The 21,541-nt window shown below is 42.2% G+C and carries 18 protein-coding genes and 1 tRNA gene; 11 read left to right on the plus strand and 8 right to left on the minus strand.

Annotated features, from left to right (window positions below):
• Nucleotides 1–41: 41 nt before the first annotated feature.
• A complete protein-coding gene (locus ACFQZS_RS14405) occupies nucleotides 42–1,487 on the plus strand; it encodes a hypothetical protein (protein ID WP_377101395.1) in 1,446 nt (481 codons plus the stop codon).
• Nucleotides 1,488–1,586: 99 nt separating this feature from the next.
• Here the strand turns inward: ACFQZS_RS14405 and ACFQZS_RS14410 are convergent, their stop codons facing one another.
• The gene (locus ACFQZS_RS14410) at nucleotides 1,587–2,561 is read right to left on the minus strand and encodes a GlxA family transcriptional regulator (RefSeq protein WP_377101397.1); all 975 of its coding nucleotides are present in this window, start codon (nucleotides 2,559–2,561) and stop codon (nucleotides 1,587–1,589) included.
• Nucleotides 2,562–2,728: 167 nt separating this feature from the next.
• Between ACFQZS_RS14410 and ACFQZS_RS14415 the strand changes: the two genes are divergently transcribed.
• The 3 genes from ACFQZS_RS14415 to ACFQZS_RS14425 all read left to right on the plus strand — a co-directional run bounded on the left by ACFQZS_RS14415 (nucleotide 2,729) and on the right by ACFQZS_RS14425 (nucleotide 5,328).
• Entirely contained in the window at nucleotides 2,729–3,112 is a 384-nt protein-coding gene (locus ACFQZS_RS14415; protein ID WP_377101399.1) for a DoxX family protein, read from the plus strand.
• 12 nt (nucleotides 3,113–3,124) lie between these two features.
• A complete protein-coding gene (locus ACFQZS_RS14420) occupies nucleotides 3,125–3,697 on the plus strand; it encodes a dihydrofolate reductase family protein (protein WP_377101400.1) in 573 nt (190 codons plus the stop codon).
• Between the two features lie 125 nt (nucleotides 3,698–3,822).
• Nucleotides 3,823–5,328 (plus strand): alpha-L-fucosidase, encoded by a 1,506-nt coding sequence (locus ACFQZS_RS14425; protein ID WP_377101402.1) that lies wholly within the window; start codon nucleotides 3,823–3,825, stop codon nucleotides 5,326–5,328.
• A 39-nt stretch (nucleotides 5,329–5,367) separates the two neighbouring features.
• Here ACFQZS_RS14425 and ACFQZS_RS14430 read toward each other — a convergent pair whose 3' ends face one another.
• The 3 genes from ACFQZS_RS14430 to ACFQZS_RS14440 all read right to left on the minus strand — a co-directional run bounded on the left by ACFQZS_RS14430 (nucleotide 5,368) and on the right by ACFQZS_RS14440 (nucleotide 5,914).
• Nucleotides 5,368–5,556 carry a hypothetical protein gene (locus ACFQZS_RS14430; RefSeq protein ID WP_377101404.1) on the minus strand — a complete coding sequence of 63 codons (189 nt, stop codon included), beginning with the start codon at nucleotides 5,554–5,556 and terminating at the stop codon, nucleotides 5,368–5,370.
• Nucleotides 5,556–5,753, minus strand: coding sequence for a YtxH domain-containing protein (locus ACFQZS_RS14435; RefSeq protein WP_377101406.1), 198 nt, complete (start codon nucleotides 5,751–5,753; stop codon nucleotides 5,556–5,558). Before ACFQZS_RS14435 ends, ACFQZS_RS14430 begins: the two co-directional genes overlap by 1 nt.
• Nucleotides 5,754–5,842: 89 nt before the next feature.
• Nucleotides 5,843–5,914, minus strand: a tRNA-Arg gene (locus ACFQZS_RS14440).
• Nucleotides 5,915–6,044: 130 nt separating this feature from the next.
• On the opposite strand from ACFQZS_RS14440, the gene ACFQZS_RS14445 reads away from it, so the two are divergent.
• The 3 genes from ACFQZS_RS14445 to ACFQZS_RS14455 all read left to right on the plus strand — a co-directional run bounded on the left by ACFQZS_RS14445 (nucleotide 6,045) and on the right by ACFQZS_RS14455 (nucleotide 8,533).
• A complete protein-coding gene (locus tag ACFQZS_RS14445) occupies nucleotides 6,045–6,980 on the plus strand; it encodes a ring-cleaving dioxygenase (RefSeq protein ID WP_377101407.1) in 936 nt (311 codons plus the stop codon).
• Between the two features lies 1 nt (nucleotide 6,981).
• Nucleotides 6,982–7,608, plus strand: coding sequence for an alpha/beta hydrolase (locus ACFQZS_RS14450; RefSeq protein ID WP_377101409.1), 627 nt, complete (start codon nucleotides 6,982–6,984; stop codon nucleotides 7,606–7,608).
• 331 nt (nucleotides 7,609–7,939) lie between these two features.
• Complete coding sequence (locus tag ACFQZS_RS14455; RefSeq protein ID WP_377101411.1) at nucleotides 7,940–8,533, plus strand: Crp/Fnr family transcriptional regulator; 594 nt, start codon at nucleotides 7,940–7,942, stop codon at nucleotides 8,531–8,533.
• Between the two features lie 377 nt (nucleotides 8,534–8,910).
• On the opposite strand, the gene ACFQZS_RS14460 is transcribed toward ACFQZS_RS14455, so the two are convergent.
• From ACFQZS_RS14460 to ACFQZS_RS14475, 4 genes are all read right to left on the minus strand, one after another.
• Nucleotides 8,911–10,041 (minus strand): Gfo/Idh/MocA family protein, encoded by a 1,131-nt coding sequence (locus ACFQZS_RS14460; RefSeq protein WP_377101413.1) that lies wholly within the window; start codon nucleotides 10,039–10,041, stop codon nucleotides 8,911–8,913.
• Between the two features lie 142 nt (nucleotides 10,042–10,183).
• Entirely contained in the window at nucleotides 10,184–10,645 is a 462-nt protein-coding gene (locus tag ACFQZS_RS14465) for a hypothetical protein (protein WP_377101415.1), read from the minus strand.
• 142 nt (nucleotides 10,646–10,787) lie between these two features.
• On the minus strand, nucleotides 10,788–12,077 hold the full coding sequence (locus ACFQZS_RS14470) for a mandelate racemase/muconate lactonizing enzyme family protein (RefSeq protein WP_377101417.1): 1,290 nt from the start codon (nucleotides 12,075–12,077) through the stop codon (nucleotides 10,788–10,790).
• 32 nt (nucleotides 12,078–12,109) lie between these two features.
• Nucleotides 12,110–13,111 carry an RraA family protein gene (locus tag ACFQZS_RS14475; RefSeq protein ID WP_377101419.1) on the minus strand — a complete coding sequence of 334 codons (1,002 nt, stop codon included), beginning with the start codon at nucleotides 13,109–13,111 and terminating at the stop codon, nucleotides 12,110–12,112.
• Between the two features lie 288 nt (nucleotides 13,112–13,399).
• Between ACFQZS_RS14475 and ACFQZS_RS14480 the strand changes: the two genes are divergently transcribed.
• The 4 genes from ACFQZS_RS14480 to ACFQZS_RS14495 all read left to right on the plus strand — a co-directional run bounded on the left by ACFQZS_RS14480 (nucleotide 13,400) and on the right by ACFQZS_RS14495 (nucleotide 21,355).
• Nucleotides 13,400–14,290: an AraC family transcriptional regulator gene (locus ACFQZS_RS14480; RefSeq protein WP_377101420.1), complete on the plus strand. Its 891-nt coding sequence runs from the start codon at nucleotides 13,400–13,402 to the stop codon at nucleotides 14,288–14,290.
• Complete coding sequence (locus tag ACFQZS_RS14485) at nucleotides 14,287–15,807, plus strand: gluconokinase (protein ID WP_377101422.1); 1,521 nt, start codon at nucleotides 14,287–14,289, stop codon at nucleotides 15,805–15,807. Before ACFQZS_RS14480 ends, ACFQZS_RS14485 begins: the two co-directional genes overlap by 4 nt.
• A gap of 624 nt (nucleotides 15,808–16,431) precedes the next feature.
• A complete protein-coding gene (locus tag ACFQZS_RS14490; protein WP_377101424.1) occupies nucleotides 16,432–19,725 on the plus strand; it encodes a SusC/RagA family TonB-linked outer membrane protein in 3,294 nt (1,097 codons plus the stop codon).
• Between the two features lie 10 nt (nucleotides 19,726–19,735).
• Complete coding sequence (locus ACFQZS_RS14495) at nucleotides 19,736–21,355, plus strand: SusD/RagB family nutrient-binding outer membrane lipoprotein (RefSeq protein ID WP_377101426.1); 1,620 nt, start codon at nucleotides 19,736–19,738, stop codon at nucleotides 21,353–21,355.
• The last annotated feature ends 186 nt before the right edge of the window (nucleotides 21,356–21,541 follow it).

Genomic DNA, 21,541 nt, shown 5'->3' on the forward strand with positions numbered 1-21,541 from the left:
AAACATTAAAAAAAGACTAACGTAACATTAAAGCAACAAAAATGAAAAACATTCTATTATTAACGGTTGTGGGTTTAGGCATGCTTGTATCAAGCTGTTCAAAAACAATTGACGACGACATTATAAACCCGCCGGCGGCGGAAAACGTAGTAACTGTATCTGCAGACATAACGACAAATACAACATGGTCTGCAGACAAGATCTACTTTTTAAAGGGTAACGTTTTTGTAACCAGCAATGCTACATTAACTATTGAGGCCGGAACGCTTATTAAAGGCGATAAATCAACAAAAGGTGCTTTGATAATAACCCGCGGCGCTAAAATTAATGCTGTAGGTACAGTTGATAAACCAATTGTATTTACATCAAATGTTGCAGCAGGCGGCCGTTCACAAGGCGATTGGGGTGGTGTTATCCTTTTAGGTAAAGCTCCAAACAACCAAGGCGAAAGCGTTGCAATTGAAGGTATATCTGATGCTACCGATAAAGGTAAATACGGCGGTACTGATGCAAATGACAACTCAGGTACTATGAAATACGTTCGTATTGAGTATGCCGGTATTGCGCTTAGCCCTGATAACGAGATCAACGGTTTAACTTTTGGTAGCGTTGGTGCAGGTACTACAATTGATTACATTGAAGTTTACCGCTCTGGCGATGACGCTTACGAATGGTTTGGTGGTACTGTAAACTGTAAACACTTATTAGCCATTGATACTTTTGATGACGATTTTGATACAGACTTTGGCTTCTCTGGTAAAGTTCAGTTTGGTTTAGCTCAACGTTTAGCTGCCACTGCTGACGCATCAGGTTCTAACGGTTTCGAGTCTGACAACAACGGCGCAGGTGACGCAAAAACTCCTCAAACCAGCGCTGTGTTTTCAAACATGACCATCTTAGGCCCACGTGAAGCTAATCCACAGCCATCAGGTGTAAGCATCAATGCTAACTTCCAGCACGCTGCACAGATTCGTCGTAACTCATCTATAAGCATATTGAACTCTGTATTTGCAGGTTATGTTCAAGGTGTATTTTATGATGACGCTTTGCCAACAACCGGTACTGCAAACTCTTCAAATAACTTGCTTTCAGGTTCATCAGTATTTGCTAACAACATTATTTACGGTACAGGTTCAAATAACATAAAGGCTTCAAATGCTACAGCGCTTGGAAGTATTACTACCTTAATAAACGCTTCAACCAACTTATTGAACGACGCGCTTTACGCAAACGCGGTATATACTGATCCTTACAAATTTTCAGCTGACATAGCTGGTGGAACAAGGGCTGGTACACCTAACTTTACTCAGATTGCAGCATCACCTGCTTTAACAGGCGCGGCATACACTAATGCTAAAGTTACAGATGCTTTCTTTGATAAAACAGGTACTTTCAGAGGTGCATTTGGTACAAGCGACTGGTCTGCTGGTTGGGCTTCATACAACCCACAAGTATTAGCTTATGATAAACCAGGTGCTGTAAAGTAATCGGGAATAATTATTAATATAAAAAAGTCGCCCTCATATAGAGGGCGACTTTTTTTTGTTATATGCCTTTTTAGTGAGATTATTTAAGGGTAAAAATTGTCAGGCCGCGCCCCGGTTGTATTTGTGCTTGTAGTCAATAGGAGAGAGCCCTGTTATCTTTTTAAAAACTGTTCTGAAGGTTTTAATGTCCAGATAGCCAATATCATACATTACTTCGTTCACATTCTTCCGGGTGTTTTCCAGCTCTTTTTTAGCAGCTTCTATTTTTACGCGCTGAATGTACTCGGCCGGGGTGTTGTTAGTTGCTTTTTTAAACCGGCGCGCAAAGTGCCTTGTGCCGATAGCAAAGCGGGACGCCAGCTCATCAACCGATATTTTTTCTGTGATGTTTTGCTCAATAAACTCCTGCGCTTTTTTTATCGGTTCGTCCTCGTGCTTCTTTTGGCCATTAAACATAATAAACGGCGATTGACTTTTACGGTCAATCTCTATGGCGAAGAATTTGCTGGCGCGGATTGACATTTCGCGCCCTGCATATTTTTCAATCAGATGTAGCAGCAGGTTCCAGTAAGATGCCGCGCCGCCGCTTGAGTATAATCCATCCACTTCTGTAATAATACTTCCGTCGGTAAGTGTTACATCCGGATACATCTCTCTAAACTCGTTAGCGAAGAGCCAGTGAGTTGAGCATTCCTTGCCTTTTAAAAGGCCGGTAGCTGCCAGCAGAAAAGCCCCCAGGCATAATGAAACTACTTCTGCGCCATTTTTTTGCTGCTTAACTATCCACGGTATAAAATCTTTATTCATTTCAACAGCGGCCCGCATATTGCCCGACAGGGCCGGGATAATAACAATATCCGTTTTTGAAACATCCTTACAAAGCACATCTGTATTTACAGAAAATACCCCGTCGTTTAACGGTACATGCTTATCAAAGCCAACTAATTGCACACTAAAGGCAGGTTCGCGCCCCATTTCTTTAAGAAAATGGTTAACTGCCGTAAACATATAACGAGGATCAACAATCGCTGCCGGAACAGCCTCATAGGGCACTAAGATAGATACGTGTTTCATACAGGTTTTTTGCTGTTGGTATACCAAATTTAATAAATAAGTTGGCACAATTACAGCACGTTGGGGGCATAAAGTCGTAATCGCATCCTTAATAAGTCGCATTTGCACATTACTGGCCTGCTAATATGCTGGCTACTTTTGTATCGTAACAATTAAAACTTAAAGCGATGAAACCAAAAACCATTAAAATTTTATACTGGGTGTTCACCATCCTGTTTGCATTTGTAATGCTTGGGTCGGCCATTCCTGATATCCTGGTGATGCCACTGGCTGTTAAAGGTATGCATGATGGGCTGGGTTATCCGGTTTACTTTATACCTTTTATAGGAACGGCTAAAGCTATTGGCGTTATAGCCATTTTGGTACCGGGCTTTCCGCGTATAAAAGAGTGGGCGTATGCCGGTTTAATGTTTGACCTGATAGGCGCGACGTATTCAATAGCCATGGCGCCAAATCCCGATGGCCCATGGTATGTAATGCTTGTGCCGTTAACCTTAGGCGCGTTAGCTTATTTCTTTTATCAGAAAAAACTTAGGGCATCTGCCGTATAACAAACGGTAGGTATGCGGAAATTGATAATATCGGTTAATGTAACGCTGGATGGATTTATGGCGGGGCCCGACTGTGAGTTGGACTGGCACTTTACCCGGTGGACCCCCGAAATGGCCGAGGCGCAAACCAGGCAATTAAGCCGTGCCGGCACCATACTATTAGGGCGGGTAACTTATAATGCCATGGCAGCTTATTGGTCGGCAATAAGGTCTGATCTTAGCTTTCCACGCGAGGACCTGGCATTTGCTGATTTGATGAACAGCAGGCAAAAGGTGGTTTTTTCGCGTACGCTAAAAGATCTGACCTGGGAAAATTCACTACAGGTAAGCGGTAATTTGGGTAGCCAGATATATAAGTTAAAAAAGCTGGAGGGTGATGATATTATAATTTATGGCAGCAGTAAGCTAACCGGTGGCCTTATGCGACTGGGCTTAATAGACGAATACATTTTGTGGATACACCCGGTAATACTTGGAACCGGTAAGCCGCTATTTAGAAAAGCTAAGGATATTACCAACATGCGGCTTAGTAATATGCAACAGTTTGATTCGGGCGTAATGTTGTTGCATTATAGCCGGACTTGATAGAGAATAAAGCATCTTTTCTTTGTTATTCATAAAGGTTATTATCTACCTTTATTAGGTAATAGAAAAGAGGTTTCATCAGAAGATGAACCTGCTTCTTATCAATTAAACAGTATATAAACTTTATGAAAAAGTTACTATCAGTAAGCCTTGCATTGCTTTCGTTCATGCTTAATGCAAATGCTCAGCAAAAACCTGTAAAGCAATTTCAAGCTACCGATGAATCGCTTAAGCAATATCAATATCCGGCGTGGTTCAGAGACGCTAAATTTGGTATATGGGCGCATTGGGGGCCGCAGGCGGTTCCGCGCCAGGGCGATTGGTATGCCAAAAACATGTATGTTGAAGGAAGCAGACAAAATACCTACCATGTTGAGCACTATGGTGCGCCATCGAAATTTGGTTATAAAGACATTATACCGTTGTGGACCGCGGAGCGCTGGGATGCAGACAAGCTAATGGCTTTATATAAAAAAGCCGGAGCTAAGTATTTTGTTACTATGGGCTCTCATCATGATAATTTCTTCCTTTGGAACTCAAAAATACACAAGTGGAATTCCGTTAATATGGGGCCGCATAAAGATGTGGTTGGCCTTTGGCAAAAAGCGTCAAAAAAATACGGAATGCGGTTTGGCGTATCCGAGCACCTGGCAGCTAGTTTTAACTGGTTTCAACCAAGTCACGGTGCAGATAAAAAGGGACCCAACGCAGGTGTGCCTTATGACGGGCGCGATCCGAAATATGCTGAGCTTTATCACCAGGCGAATCCTGACTCAACTGATATGAAAAAGTGGATAACCGATAACGCGGGTTGGAAAAAAGAATGGTTAAGTGATGTAAGCGAATTGATAGACAACTATCACCCTGATCTTATTTATTCTGATAGTCCGCTTCCGTTTGGTGATGTGGGCCGGGCTATGGTTGCTCATTTTTATAACGACAATGTAGCAAGGAACGGTAAACTGGAAGCGGTATATACACCCAAGGAACCGTCTGAAGGCAAATGGGCACAGGACGTAGAGCGTGGCGTGCTTGATTCAATTAGTGTGTACCCATGGCAAACAGATACATCAATAGGCGATTGGTATTACCGCACCGGACAGAAATATAAAACTGCTGATGAGATAGCTCAGTTGTTGCTGGATGTTGTTAGTAAAAACGGGAACCTGCTGATCAATGTGGTGCAAACGCCCGAGGGCGATCTGGAACCGGATGTGCTGGCTATACTAGACAAAATAGCAACCTGGACCGCCGCCAACGGCGAGGGCATTTACGCCTCGCGGCCCTGGAAGATCTATGGTGAAGGCCCGTCTACCATTAAAGCCAACCAGCGCAAGGGGCAGTTTGGTGGTTTAAGCGACTCGGGCGGATATGGCTCTGCCGACTTTCGCTTCACTACAAAAAACGGCAACCTTTATGCGTATAACATGAATGTGCCGGATGGAGATATCAAGATCAACTCGCTTGGCAAAAAATCAGCTTTGCTTAATAAAAAGATTGCTGCAGTTGTAATGTTAGGCAGCAAGGAAAAGTTAAAGTGGACACAAACAGATGATGCCCTGATAATTAACAAACCGGCCAATATGCCGCAGGGACTGGTAACAGGCTATAAAATAGAATTCAAGAAATAAAAAACCCGCCTTTGAAAATGGCGGGTCGGTTATGATAAATTATTTCGGGTTACAAATAGCAACCGTAGTTTTAGCTGCAGTACTATTTGTTTCTGCCGCTCTTGACTCATTACCACATTTACCCAGCAGGGTGTAAATTATAATAAATATTACTATAGTTGAGAGGCATCCGCCTCCCAACTTTTTAGCGCCCCAGGCAGCTATAATACCTCTGAAGAAATTATTCATTATGACTGCTTATCGTTAAAGTTTTGCTTTAAATTATCTACGGTTTGCGTAGCAAACTGCTTGGCGTCATTCAACCAATCAGGGCCGTTATCTGTAAGATCGTCTAAAATGCTGGTGCCGTCTTCACGTTTTTTAGTAAGATAGTTAACACCGTATACTACTGCCGCGCCTACTAAGGCTAATTTTATAATGTTCATATCGTTTCTGTTTTTTTAATATGAACATAGGAAGACGTATTAGGTTTGCAGAAATAAAAAAAGCCGCGAAACGCGGCTTTTTTTTAAAGTGCTCCCGACGAGATTCGAACTCATATCGATGGTACCGGAAACCATAATTCTATCCGTTGAACTACGGGAGCAATCAGGGGCAAATATATTAAAATTAGCTGTGTTTTCATTTCTTGATCTACATCAAGTGCGGGCCTTAAAATGCGGGGTACATTTGTAGTGTAATAATTAAATATCACTCACAAATAAAATAAACACACAATGAAAAATACAATAAACGGCATTCACCATATAACAGCAATAGCAGGCAATGCCAAACGCAATTTTGATTTCTACACCAAAGTTTTAGGTTTACGCATGGTTAAAAGAACCGTAAACTTTGACGACCCCGAAACCTACCACTTTTACTATGGCGATGAGTACGGCACCCCCGGCACCATATTAACTTTTTTCCCCTGGGCTAATATAATGCAGGGCAGGCGGGGCGCAAGGCAGGCAACCGAGATTGGTTACGCAGTACCCGCCGGAAGCCTTGATTTCTGGCAGCAGCGCTTTGAAGCCCACAATGTGATCTACAACAAAGTGGCCGAAAAATTTGGTGATAAATACCTTACCTTTTTAGACCCCGATGGTTTAAAATTGGAACTGATAGAAGCCAAAGCTAACGATGATAGGAAAGGTTGGGAAACCGGCGAGATCAAAGCTGAACACGCTTTAAAGGGGTTTTACAACATTACCATCACCACCAACAAAATGCAGCCTACTGCCGACATTTTAACCCAGGTTTTTGGTTACCGTTTGCTTGAACAAAATGTTAACCGCTACCGCTTTATTACAGATGCCACAGACACTGCTAATATTGTGGACCTGGTGGAGGTGGCAGGCGAAGTGGCAGGCCATGTTGCAGGGGGTAGCGTGCACCACGTAGCTTTCAGGGTGGAGAATGAGGAGGTGTTGATGCAGTTTAGAGACAAGATAGTGGCTTTGGGCCTGCACATTACAGAGAAGATAGATCGCAATTACTTTTATTCACTCTACTTTCGCGAACCGGGTGGAGTATTGTTTGAAATTGCTACCGATAACCCGGGCTTTGATGTTGATGAGCCTGTTGCCGAGTTGGGCAGTCATTTAAAGTTGCCTGCTCAGTATGAGAACCGTCGTGATGAGATAGAAGCCGTATTGCCAAAATTAGATTGAGATGTACACACACGATAATAATTACATAAGCGCCGGTACGCCGGTGCAGCAAGCCAAAACCGCCCTTGTTATGCTGCATGGCAGGGGCGGCGGTGCTGCCGATATCATAAGGCTGGCAAAGTTATTTAATTTACAGGATGCCTCCATTTATGCGCCGGAGGCTACCAACAACAGCTGGTACCCATACAGCTTTATGGCGCCCGAAGCGCAGAATCAGCCGGCATTGGATTCGGCAATTGAGGCGGTTGATCATTTGGTTAAGCAAATTGAAGCGGACGGCGTGGCGGCTGACAAAATATACTTCCTTGGCTTTTCGCAGGGGGCCTGTTTAACATTGGAGTATATTGGCAGAAATGCCGGGCGTTATGGCGGCGCGGTTGCCTTTACCGGTGGATTAATAGGGCAGGAGTTAATAACCGAACGTTATAAAGGTGATTTTAACGGTACACCCATATTGATCACTACGGGCGACCATGATCCGCACGTGCCGCTTAAAAGGGTAGAGGAATCGGTTATGATATTGAAAGGTTTGGGCGCTGATGTTACCTTAAAAGTGTATCCCGGTAAGCCGCACAGCATATCGCCGGATGAGATAGCGCTGGCTGACAGCGTGGTGTTTAACAGGTGAACTTGTCTCGCTTGGGTGTGGGACAAGTTGAGACAAGGTGGGACAGTTTTTTGAGTAAACAGTTGGAAGTAAGTGGTTTGGAGTTTTGAGTTGGGACAAAGTGAGACAACTTATAAGTCAGGAAAATTAGCTGTAAAAATTGGTTAAACGACTGATAATTAGAATGATGTAAAAGTGAGAAATTTTGTCCCACTTTTTTGTTTCGTAAGGTGGTTTCATGGTTGGGGAGCCATTTGCGGCCTTAGGTTTTAATTTGTCTGATTAACTATTCTAATCACCACTCACCAAATACAATTTTACTATCTTGGCTTGTCAACCCGGCATTCACAGCATGTTAACCGATATCATTTTAAAAAGCATTGGCAGGCACATCCAGCTTACCGACGATGAAGTAGCTTATTTCGTCAGCTTACTACATCCTAAACAATTAAACCGCAAGCAGTTTTTGTTGCGGGAGGGCGAAGTTTGTAAATATTCCGCTTTTGTTAACAGCGGCTGTTTGCGTGGCTATACCATTGATGAACACGGGCAGGAACACGTTTTAAACTTTGCCCCTGTTGGGTGGTGGATAGCTGATATGTATAGCCTGATAAGTCAGCGCCCCGGCAATTTGTACATTGAAGCATCGGATAGCTGCGAGATTTTACTGCTATCCAAAATAAAGCAGGACCTGCTCTTTCATGAGGTCCCCAAGTTTGAGCGCTTTTTCAGGATAATAACAGAAAATTCATTGGTCGCCTACCAGCAGCGTTTAATGGATAATCTGAGTCTAACGGCCGAGGAGCGCTATAATAACTTTTGTAAACGTTATCCAACACTTATTAATGATCTGCCTAAAAAAGATATAGCATCCTACATAGGTGTTACGCCTGAGTTTTTTAGCAGGATGATGGGAGCGAGGCTTAAGCTAAAAGCTGAAAGTTGAGTACAAAAATGTCATTTCGATGAGCAGTGCAAAGGACAAAGTGATGGGGGCGAAGAGAAATCCTTTTGAAGCGGCGGGGATAACCGGTCAGTTCGAAAAGATTTCTCCGTCGCGCCCGCACACAGCCCCACCCCTGCTCCATCGAAATGACAAAAAATATTATTCAGTTCGAAAAGATTTCTCCATCGCGCCCGCGCACAACCCCACCCTTGCTCCATCGAAATGACAAAAAATATTATTCAGTTCGAAAAGATTTCTCCGTCGCGCCCGCGCACAACCCCACCCTTGCTCTGTCGAAATGACAAAAAATATTTATAAAAACAAAAACAGCGATGGTTAAACCCCATCGCTGTTTTCATAAAACATGTACATGTTTATTAACTCAGCTTCAATGGGATCTTCTTGCCGGTTTTAACTGCTTCGTAAACAGCGTCAATTATTTTGGCATCCTTTACAGCTTCTTCACCGTCAACGGGTACAATCGGGCTTTTTCCTTCTAAAAATATGCCCGCCATTTCATCCATTTGGATGGTTTGCTGCATGGGTGGCGATACTGCTTTCAGATCTCCTTTATTGGTTCGGCCTTTTAATGGTCCGTAACCGTTGGCCGGGTTTAACTCCGCATATCCTCTTTCACCGATCAGTAAAAAGCGGTCAACATTGTTCATGGCATAGGTAGAAAGGCAAGATGCAACGGCACCACTCGGAAAGCCCATCTGGAACATAATAGTTTCATCTACACCTTCTTTAAATTTAACCGGATCGCTCTTTGGCGGCTCTTGCGCGGTAACCCATATAGGGTCTTCGCCTACCATATAACGGGCACCGTTAACAGCGTAAATACCAATATCCATCATAGAGCCACCGCCGGCTTTTTCTCTGTCTAAACGCCATTGGGTTGGGTCGCCAATTCTAAAACCGCCGTTGCCGGTAAAATACTTTATCTTACCAAAATCGCCTGCGTTACGCATGGCAATTATTTCCAGGTTTTTAGGTTCAAAGTGCATGCGGTAGCCTACCAGCAATTTAACACCGGCTTTTTTACAGCCGTCAACTATCTCCTGCGCTTCTTTGGCATTCCTACCCAGCGGTTTTTCGCTTATTATAAACTTGCCTGTTTTTGCGCCTCTTAATACATAAGGTTGATGCAAAAAGTTGGGTACAGTAAAATATATAGCATCAATGTCAGGGTTGTTCTTTATATCTTCAAAGTTGTCGTAGTTGTATACGTTCTTATCGGGTATACCGTATTTTGTTTGCCAGTCTTTAACCTTTGATGGCGTACCACTAACAACACCTACCAGTTTAGCTTTTGTGCTTGCCTGTAAAGCGCGTGCTACTATGTTACCATAGGTGCCTATGCCTACCATTGCTACACGTAAAACAGGTCCGTCATAAGGTTTATCGCTTATTACGGGTTTGTTTTTTGCCCAACCGGTTACGGGGGCCAGATTTATTGCCAGAGCCGACAGGCCAAGCTTCTGTAGAAAGTTTCTGCGAGAGTCCATAAATTATAGGTTAAAATTGGTACTCAATTATACAAATAATGGTTTGATAAACAAAACGCTATCCTTTTTATTAGTTGTGTTAAGTAATTCTGTTTTGGTGTATTGATCAGTACATCAACCTGAAGGAGGCAAGCCAGGTATATTACTGTAATGCCAGAAATAGCTTCATTTCTTCGGGCATTGGATAAGTTTTACATAACCTTCTCATCAAAACTATCTCACCTAAATGGAAAGACAAATGGTTAGACATATCCTGTAATGTTTTTAATTTAAAGCTTATATCGTGCTGATGCGATGATAAGGTGGGTGGTATTGCTTTTATAGTAAGTAACTGAGTGTTGAAAATGGCAACAGCGTTATCTATTTCATTTTGATCTGCCGGTTGCTCTGCTTCAATCCAGGTTTCTGTTTCTGTTATAGATGTTTCCGGTTTATTACCTGTTAGCAGTGATATTTGATTTTTTTGCCAGATAATTAAATGATTTAAAATTTGCCACAGCGTTTTTGGCGTTTCCGGGGTTTTGGCGGCAACAATACTAACTGTTAAATTCTCAAACACCTTAAAGGTATCAAAGGCTTCAGAAAAGAGATATTCAAACTGCATGATTATTAAATAAGATTAACTAAATATAGCTGTATTATTCAGATTAAGCAGCCATGCCGTGGCCCCCAAAAACAAAAACACCGGTATGATTTTACTCACACCGGTGTTTTATATTGTTTAACACTATAAAGTGTTGGTATTATTATTCAAAGAAAGGTACGCCTTGTGTAGCATACTTTTTCAATCCTTCAACGTTAACGTCAACACCAATACCTGGTTTGTCAGATACGGTCATGAAGCCTTTTTCAATGAATGGTTTGTCGTACACAACCATGTCTTTCCACATTTGGTCGGTATCGCTTTTTGTTTGCCACTCTAAAATCTGGAAGTTAGGTACTGCAGCACAAACGTGAGCAGAAGCCATAGCACCAACCATTGTACCCACCATGTGCGGAGAGAATGGAGTGTAGTAAGCATTAGCCAATGCAGCAATACGCTGACCTTCGCCTAAGCCACCGCATTTCTGCAAGTCGGGCATAATGTAATCAACCATGTTTTCAGACAATAAGCGTGTAAACCCATAAGTAAGGTAAACGTTCTCGCCACAGCAAATAGGTGTGCTGGTTTCGGCGCTTATTGATTTGTATATTTCAGGATTATCAGCCGGAATCGGCTCCTCTAACCACATCAGGTTATAAGGCTCTAACGCTTTAGCGGCTTTACGGCCGGTAGGCGCATCGTAACGGCCGTGCATATCGCAGCAAATATCAATTTTGTTGCCTACTTGTTTCCTGGCAGCAGCAATAGAGTTAACCATTCTGTCAATCTCCATTTGGCTGGCGGTCCAGTTAGTACGATCCCATTTGTTAGGGTCATTGGCCTCATCAAGGTCAAATTTAATAGCAGTATAACCACGGTTTACTACGTCTTGTGCTGCTTTAGCAAAAGATTCAGGAGTTTTACCACCTACAGCGTAGAATTCAGTATCGCAGTAAACACGCACTTTATCGCGAAATTTACCACCCAATAACTGCCAGATAGGTAAACCAAGGGCTTTACCGGTTAAATCCCACAAAGCACATTCAAGAGCCGTTAACGTAGCAATAAAAGTACCTCCCTGCGCGCCACCGAACACACCGCCTTTACGAATTTGTTCGAAAATTACATTCGGACGTAATGGGTTTGCAGTTCTGGTTAAGTTACCAGCCATACGTTTAAGCAAATAATAGCTGCCAACGCTGGCATCTACAGATTCGCCCCAGCCTGTAATGCCCTGGTTAGTTTCTAATTTAACAAACATACCACCTGCTCTTGAATAAGCTACTTTAACTGCAGTTATTCTAAGGTCAGACGGTGCTGACATCATTGAGGTTCTTTCTTTTGCATCCTCCAGGCCTGTGCCGAAAGTTTGGATCAAAGGCGTTGAAGCTAAAGCAGCGGCGCCTACGCCGGCTTTAGTTAAGAACGAACGCCTATTTTGTTGTGTTGACATAATAAGTTATTTAAAAAAAAGTTGGTTATAATTTAGTGTACGTTAGCTACTTCGTTAGCTGCAATTATTTCATCAACCTGAGCTTTTGCAACAGGTAGTTTTATTTTTTTGTCTTTAGCGGCTGCCTTTAACCAAGCCAAATAATCAGCTCTGATAGCAGGTGGCCAACCGGCATCCATTTGTCCCGCTGTATATTTGCCTTCAGCGGTGCGGATGTGAGCGAACATGTCTTCAAGGCGTGTTCTTTCAGATGCTTTAACTACTTGTTCTGCCAGATGTGGCGGAATGAAGATAACTACACCTTGTTTGCCTAATACCACATCGCCCGGCATAACAGTAACCTGGCGTATGCGGGTAGGTTTGTTAAAACTCAATATCATGGTGTTTTGGTCGCTGCCCGGGTTGTGGTACGATGGCGTATAGCTATCTATGAATGAGGTAAACCCGCCCATTTCTTTTAACCCTTCAAGGTCTCTAACAGCGCCATTATATACAATACCTGTTCCGGTTCTTTTATAAATATCTGCTGCCACACGGTCGCCAATAGTTGGGCCGTTTTTATGCAAGCCAAACTGATCTGCCACGTAAACGTCGCCTTTTTGCAATTGCTCAACGCCCCAAACGTTTTGCGCACGGCGACCTTCTTTTTTACCTCTATCATCTATTGCTTTCCACATATCAGGCCGATAAGGCACAAATTGGGTTGTGAAAGCGCGGCCACAAAGTACGCTGTCCGGATTTATTTGAATGGGCCAGTCTTCTGCCAATTGATAGTTGAATCTTGAACCGCCCATGGTAGCCCATGCTTCTTCAATACTAACCGATTTCATACGTTGGATGATATCGTCTGCTACTTTAGGGCGTCCGTCCGCAAAACGCTCACCCTTCCACGAAGGGGTAAGGAAGATAAGCTCATCCCTGTCGGCCTGGTTAACCTGGGGGCCAGCAGGAGCCTGCGCAGCAACTTGAGCTGATGCGTTAACAGCAACACCAAGTATTAAAGCAAGGGCAACTATCTTCAGGTTTATCTTCATTATGGTTATATAATAATTGGTTAAATAATTATGGCCCCTAAGCTACATAAATATTTTACACCTATATTTTTAGGTTACGTAAAATTTTTAGGATAAAACTATTTTATTTATTAGGTGTTACAACGTTTTTGCAAAGGATAAAAAACAGTAAAAAACAATCTACCATTTATAAACAGTGTTGAATTTTGTACAAAATTTATACTTTAGCGGCATATATTTGTTACATTATTAGCCGCTTACCCCCTCTCGGCTTATAAACCAATTATTATATAATTTATTTAGATCTGAATGAATCAGTTGTTACTTCAACAAGATACTTCAAAGGAATTGGCAGACTTTGCGCATATAAAGGAGTTTGCCTATAAAAAGAATACCACCATCCAACTCAACTCATTTAATGTAGGGCCGATGGATTGCATAGGTATTTATTATGTATTAGAGGGTAAACACAACTGGGTTATAGGCGCAACAGAGCATACACTTTATCCGGGGGATATAGCGGTTATACTACCCGGCGAAAATTTTGGCGGAAAAAACAACATACTCAACATAGGCTCTTTAATGTGGGTTAAGCTCAATGTTCAAAACCATAGGCAGTTGATAGGAGACTGGAGCCAGTTAAGTAAAAAGGAACGAAACGCGCTTGAACAGATATTATCGGTAAATAAAGATCTACTGGTTCTGAACATTAAAGAGGCTCAGTCTTTGTTTTTCGATCTGAAGTACGAACTTCAGAACGCGGAGGTAGGATTTTGCACGCGCATTACGCAATTATTAGATCATCTGTTTATTATTATATGCCGGCAGCTGATACGCCAAAACCACTCGCGCCGCGATTTTCCCACAACCTTTTTAAGGCTTGAGCAAACCTTGCGTCAAAACCTGGCAAGGCAGTGGACAGTTGAAGAGATGGCAGCTTTCGCCGGGATGGGTACAACCGCTTTTACCGAGAAGGTTAAAAATTACTCGGGCTTTTCGCCATTGAACTATCTTATAAATTTACGTATTACCGAAGCCATTAAATTATTAAAGCGTAACGAGGTAAATGTTACAGACATTGCCCTTGCTATTGGTTTTTACTCATCGCAGCATTTTTCAACCACATTTAAAAAACTTACCGGATATACGCCAAGCGAGTTCAGAAAGAACAATATTCAAACTAACAACCTACAACCATGAACAGTATAATAGCCATTGAATTAGGAACTAACGCGGTGCGGATATTTGCCTTTGACCTTATGGGCAATATCATCGGCTTCGCAAAAGGGCATTATCCTACTTTTCATGAAGGGCCTGACAATAGCGAGCAAGACCCCGAGCAGGTTTTTATAACCATGCTCTACGTTTTAAAGAATTTATTGAACGAGACGCTTTATCCGCAAAAGTATGTTGTGGGTTGTATATGTTTTAGCGCTTCAATGCACAGTTTGCTTACGGTAGATAAAGATGGCGTTCCGTTGGGCAACGTAATGACCTGGGCTGATAACCGCGGAAAGGAAGAGGCTGTAGAACTGAAGGAGTCTGAACTTGGGCGTAAAATATATGAAGCAACCGGCACGCCGATACATCCCATGTCATCAATGGTTAAAATAGCCTGGCTTAGAAGGAATGATCCGGATAAATTTAAACGGGCCAGCAAATTCCTGCCTGTTAAAAGTTACATCATTCAACAGCTTACCGGCGCATGTATAATAGATTATAGCATTGCTTCGGCAATGGGCCTGATGAATATGCATAAACTGGAATGGGATGCTACCGCGCTTGATTTTGCCGGTATAACCGCGCAACGGCTGCCTGAGCTTGTGCCGGTGTTCTACTCAGGGGCCAGGCTTAAAAAAGAGTTTCAGAAAGCGCTGCGCCTGCAGCCCGAAGTAAAGATCATTGTGGGATCAAGCGATGGATGTTTGGCAACGCTTGGCGCCGGCGTATGGGAGGAAGGGAAGGCCACCATTACCATTGAAGACAGCGGTGCATTCAGAATAATTGGCGACACCATCATTAAAGATCATAATAAGCAGATATTTAACTATGTGCTTACCAAAGAGCACATAGTAAGTGGCGGGCCAACTAATAGCGGTGGTGTTATTTTTGAATGGTTTACCAAGCGCTTTGGCGATTTTAAAAAGGCGTTCGATATAGATCACTCCATGGGCAATTTGATAAGGGAGGCTACTGATGTTGCAGTAGGATCAAACGGCTTGTTATTTCTTCCGTATTTGCTGGGAGAAAGAGCCCCGATTTGGAACGCTAATGCCAAGGGTTGTTATTTTGGAATTAACATACGGCACGAACGGAAGCACTTTATAAGGGCTACTATTGAGGGTATACTTTATGAAATGTATAGCATTGGCAAAACCTTTGAAAACCATCGCGCTATAAATAGTTTGTCTATTAACGGCAGTTTTGCCTCCATTCCTTTTTGTACCCAGATAATTGCCGATATTTTTAACAAACCTGTTAGTACAATAACTCATGGAGACACCATAGGCGTGGGGGCATTTTTATTAAGCGGAACCGAAATGGGCATGTACAAAAATCTGCGCGAAGCATCAAATACGATAAAAATGCATCAAATATTTCTGCCTAACGCTAATGACAATGCTACTTACATGCAATATTTTGCAGTATTTGAAAGTCTTATAGAGAAAATAGGTGTAGAGTTTGACAATATATCTAAGTTGCAAAATATAAAATAAGGCAGGTATCTATTGTATTTTGATGCTTAATTGTTGTTTTTGTTGCCAATAATTAATTTTTACATGTCAAAAGGTAAAAATATTATAAAATTGAATTTTCCCACTAGGGTAGGCTAAAAAAGCCATCCCTAGTTTTTTTGTGTAAAAATCACCGCTGGTTTTATTTAGTAGACTTGCTTCTTTATTTTGTCATTCTTTGTAACAATTATAAAACAATTGTAAATTATTACCCCGGTTTAAACTATTAGTTGCCACGCTATTAAACAAATAGCAAATATGTTGCTGTTTAATTAATACGATGTTGTACGACCTTTAAAAGATTATAACCGATACATTTTTTCAAATCAGGGCGTTCAGAAAGCAGTGTATGGTAATTGTATATTTTTTTAATAAACAATTATGCAGTTGGGTGTGCGTTATAACAAAATTAGATGTTGTAACTCAGTTAATAAATTTAAATAACCTAAATATTAGTAACCAAAACCATAAAATATGAAGAAAAAAGTACATTAATCTCCCATTGTTAGCGTTTCCGGCGCAACAAAAAAGCCTCTGCCAAAATGGTCAGATTTTGATAAAGGCATCAATCAAAAAAATATAAGTCATTGATTTTAAACCAAAATTATGAAAAAAAGAAGAGGAACACCTTCGTACAATCGTATTGTTACAAGTGTTTTCGCATTACTTTTGTGTGCATCTGCAGCTCAGGCAGACAGCCCAAAAACGAATAAAAACAGCGGTGCCTCCGCAAACGTTTTAGGTAACGTATTACAGGCAAAAACCGTAACAGGTAAAGTTGTTGACGACAAGGGCGAGATCCTTGTGGGGGTAACCGTAACAGAGCAAGGTACCCAAAAAGCTACTACTACTGATGCTAACGGTAATTACACCTTATCTGTAACCAGCGACAATTCTATATTGGCGTTTAGTTACATAGGTTTTGAAACTCAAACACAAACTGTTGGCGCACGTACAGCAATAAACGTAACATTAGCACCTACCAATGGCGCGCTGCAAGAAGTTGTTGTAACCGCTTTGGGTATTAAACGTGAAGCAAAGAAATTAGGTTATGCCGCAACTACTGTAAAGGTTGACGAAATAACTCAAAACCGTACTACTAACGTTATGTCTTCATTAGAAGGTAAAGTTGCCGGTTTGAATATTTCTCCTCCTGCAGCAGGTCCGGGTTCAAGTACCCGTATCCGTTTGCGTGGTCAGGCTGCTTTTGGTGGTAACAACGTTAACACCAGCAACTCTCCGCTTATTGTTGTGAACGGTTTGCCGATGGATCAAGGTGAGCAAGCCGTTGGCCCTAACAACACTACAGACAGGGGTGATGCGCTACAACAGATCAACCAGGATGATATCGAGTCATTCAACGTGTTGAAAGGTTCTACCGCGGCAGCGTTATATGGTTCAAGAGCAGCAAATGGTGCAATCATCATCACTACCAAAAGCGGATCTAAAAACAGCAAATTTGGCGTTGAGTTTAATTCAAACTTTGCATCAGACCAGGTATTAGATTACAACCGTTACCAAACTCAATATGGTATGGGTTTATGGGATACCGGTTTAGGCGGTGGCAAAATGCCTACAACTGTGGCAGAAGCCATAGCCGGTGGTGGCCAAACCTGGGGTGCTAAACACGATCCATCAAAAAACGCAATGTATTTTGACGGTGTGTTAAGACCATACGTAGCTCATCCAAACCGTATTACTGAATACTACAGAACCGGTACTTCGTTTAACAATACCATAGCTTTATCAGGTGGCAACTCAACTACCAGCTATCGTATGTCTTATTCAAATCAGGATGCTAAAGGTATCTCCCCGGTTAATGATTATCATAAAAAGATAGTTAACCTTGGTTTGAACAGCAAGGTTGGCGAAAAGTTAACCCTTACCTTTAACCTGAACTATGCTAACGAGATAAACAACAATCCACCGCAGGTAGGTTTCCAGGGCGCAGGTGCTCCCAACTTCTTCTATCGTATGAGCCCGTCAATTCCGATTGATGCATTAAGAGATAGCGCGGTTGACCCTGCTACAGGTGCTGAGCGTGTAACATCAGCTTTCCAAACTACTTTGTTAAACCCTTACTTTTCTAACCCACGCCAGTTTAACAAAAGAAATGGCGACCGTTACCTTGCAACAACTACAGCCAGATACGATTTCAATAAATATCTGTATTTACAAGGCAGGGTTGCTATGGATCACCAAACACTGCTTACAGAAGGCAACACGCCACATGGTGTTGGTTCTGCCAACCTTTTGCAAAATGGTAACGGCCCGGCTTACAATGGTAACTACAACGTTAACATGTCAAGACAGCGTAACATGAACTACGACTTCCTGATGGGTACTAACAACCACAAGTTTGGCGATTTTAGCGCTGAGTTAACTGTGGGTGGTAACATTCGTGATGACCGCGGTAGTGGCATAAGAAGCCAAACTGCAAACGGCTTGGTTATCAGAGATGTTTATACCATTGAGAACGGTGTTCAGAAAAATGTTAACTATGATTATAACAATCTTGGTGTTAACTCTTTATATGGCATTGCCGATTTTGGATATAAAAACTTCCTGTATTTAACCGTTACTGATCGTGTAGACTGGTTCTCGGTATTAACTTTCCCAAGCACTCTGGTTCAAACCAAAAATAACGCGTACAATTACCCATCGGTAAGTGGTAGCTTTGTTTGGTCTGAGCTGCTACCTAATGTAAGCTGGTTAAACTATGGTAAATTAAGAGCCAGTTATGCTGCTACCGGTAGCGCATCTGGTATAAACAATTTCTCTGGCGTACTTAATTATAACTTAGCTGCCAACCAGTTTGTGGCAAACGGCATAAGTTACAATACTGCAAGCTATGGCGCACAAAATCCAAATCCTTTGGTTGAGCCTTTCGGTGTAACCGAGAAAGAAGTTGGTTTAGAGATCAAAACACTGGGCAACCGTTTAAATTTTGATATAGCCGCTTACGATAAAACAACCAACAAACAAATCCTGATCGCACCACTTTCAGCTGCTTCTGGTGTTACCTCAACTCCTGTAAACCTTGGTAAATTGCAAAATAAAGGTTTGGAGTTCTTAGTAGAAGGTACGCCAATCAGAACTCAAAACTTCACATGGGTTTCTTCAATGAACGCATCGTACAACGAAAGCCGCGTTTTACAATTAGCTGCCGGTGCAACAGACCAGTTGGTTAACGAGTTTAACGCTAACGGTAACGAGTTTTTGGGTAAACTGATGTATAAAACAGGAATGGCTATGAACCAGTTACAGTCATTCACGTACTTAAGAAACGCTGCCGGACAAATAGTAGTTGGAGCTGACGGTAGATTGTTAAGATCTGCAAGCGAAGTAACTTTTGGCCAGGCTGATCCGAAATGGATAGGTGGTTGGCAAAACACATTCCGTTACAAAAGGTTAAGCTTATTGGTACATGTTGATTATAAATTTGGTGGTAAAACATTCTCTTCAACCGCGCTTAACGGTTTAAGACAAGGTTTAACACAAGCATCATTAGTTGGTCGTGAAGGTGGTGTAAAATTCCCTGCTGTAATTCAGGGCACTGGTGCAAACAATGCCGACAGAGCTGTTGGTGTTATCCCGCAAACCTTCTACACAGACTATCGTAACTTACAGATAGCTGATCCGTTCGTGTTTAACAGCGACTTTATAAAACTAAGGAACATTACTTTAACATATGATTTCTCAGACATGATCAAAAATGTTAAAGGTATAAAAGGATTAACCCTATCTGCATCATGCCGTAACGTTGCAATACTGCACAAAGCTATCCCGGATGTTGATCCGGAATCAATGGCTTCTACCGGCGATACAAGACTGGGATATGAGCAAAGTGCGCTGCCAACAACACGTACTTTTGGTCTTAATTTAAACGTAAAATTCTAAATCGGGCATTATGAAAAGAATAAATAGTATTAAATTTTTATGCGTAGCGGCTACGGTTTTTGGCCTTGCCAGTTGCGATAAAGGTTTTGTAGAAAAAAATCAAAATCCGTACGCGTTTACAACCGTGGAGCCAAGCATATTATTAAGCTCAGCCGAACGCTTTGTTAGTGCCGGATCATGGGAAGTTGAGGGTACCGTAGCGCAACAATTTGTAAATGCTTACAACTCTGGCGCAACCATCGGTTATCAGTTTAATAACCTGAATGGTGCCGAGACCTACAACAACACCAGGTGGAACCAGATGTTTAACCAGCCCAACGGCGCTCTGCGACTTTTAGATCGTGCGCTTGAATTGGCTAAGGGAGACGCTAACAAAGCCAACCTGTTGCAAATGATAAGGATATTAAGAGCCATGAACTATATGATATTAGTTGATAGCTATGGCGATGTGCCATACACAGAAGCTAATAAAGCATATACAGGTACGGCTGTAAGTATTTTAACCCCTAAATACGACAAGGGAGCCGATATTTATACCGACTTGTACAAGGAACTTAAAGAAGCAAGAGCGGCTTTAACCACAACTGCCTCTGCTACAAACACTGGTGTTGCTGTAAATACTGATATACTTTACGGAACCAGTATTACCAGTACCGTTGCAACCGTACAAATACCTAAATGGCAAAGGTTTGCAGGTAGCTTAATGCTGCGTTTGGGTATGCGTTACTCTAAGTTAGATGCTACTAAAGCGCAAGCTATTGTAGCAGACGCGTTAAGTGGCCCGGGAGTTATGGCATCAACAGCAGATGATGCGTTCGTTCCGTTTAACGCTACTGATGGTAACCCGTTAAATGCTGGTCCGAGAGGCACAAACCCTTTCAACTATTATTTGTACGACTCATTTGTTAACCAGTTAAAAAACACCCGCGACCCACGTGGTAAGTATATTGCGGCTTATTATCAAAATCCAAATACAATTGGCGGCGCACCGCAGGATACTGTATTGGCCAACCAATTTGGTTTCCCTCTGGGTTATGATAACTTAACAATAACAGCCAAAGCTGATTATAAAGGTGCTGCTCAGGCAGGTGCAGGTTTTAGATACAGCCAGTTAAACTACAACAGCTTTGGTAGCAATACCGCGCCAATTTTTGTTTGTACTTATGCGCAAACACAGTTGTTGCTGGCAGAAGCGCGTTTAAGAGGCTGGATAGCCACCGGAACTACAGATGGCTACTACGCTACTGCGGTTAGGTCAAATATGGATCGCTTCGCATCATATCCTAACGCTGCTGCTATCCCTGCACTTAACTATGACTCTTACATGCGTCAGGCATCTGTTGCTTTAACAGGCGATTTTAATACTGACCTTGCTAAGATAAATACGCAATATTGGGTAGTATCATTAGGTAACACCGCCGAAGTTTTTGCTAACTTCAGAAGAACCGGTTTACCTGCGTTAACGCCTAACCCTTATGGCACACCGCTGCCTGCATCAACCGGTGGTTTTGCACGTAGAATGCCATACCCAAGCATTGAGCGCTCAGCAAATGCAGCAAGCTATAACGCGGCTGTTGCAAGCATGGGTGGCGATGATGTAACACAACGTGTTTTCTGGGACAAACCATGATAATTTACCAGATGTAATTTCATCTGCTAAAACCCGGGCGAAAGCCCGGGTTTTTTTGTTTAAGCGGGTATACCTGCTTTTGGCCCTGCTTTTTGCAATTTATTTTCAAGTGTATTTATAACAATTAAAAATGGTTTTATACATTAGCGAAAAGAAAACCAAACGTTATAACCTGGTTATTGTGTG

The organism is Mucilaginibacter calamicampi, from assembly GCF_042676765.1.
Lineage (GTDB): Bacteria > Bacteroidota > Bacteroidia > Sphingobacteriales > Sphingobacteriaceae > Mucilaginibacter > Mucilaginibacter calamicampi.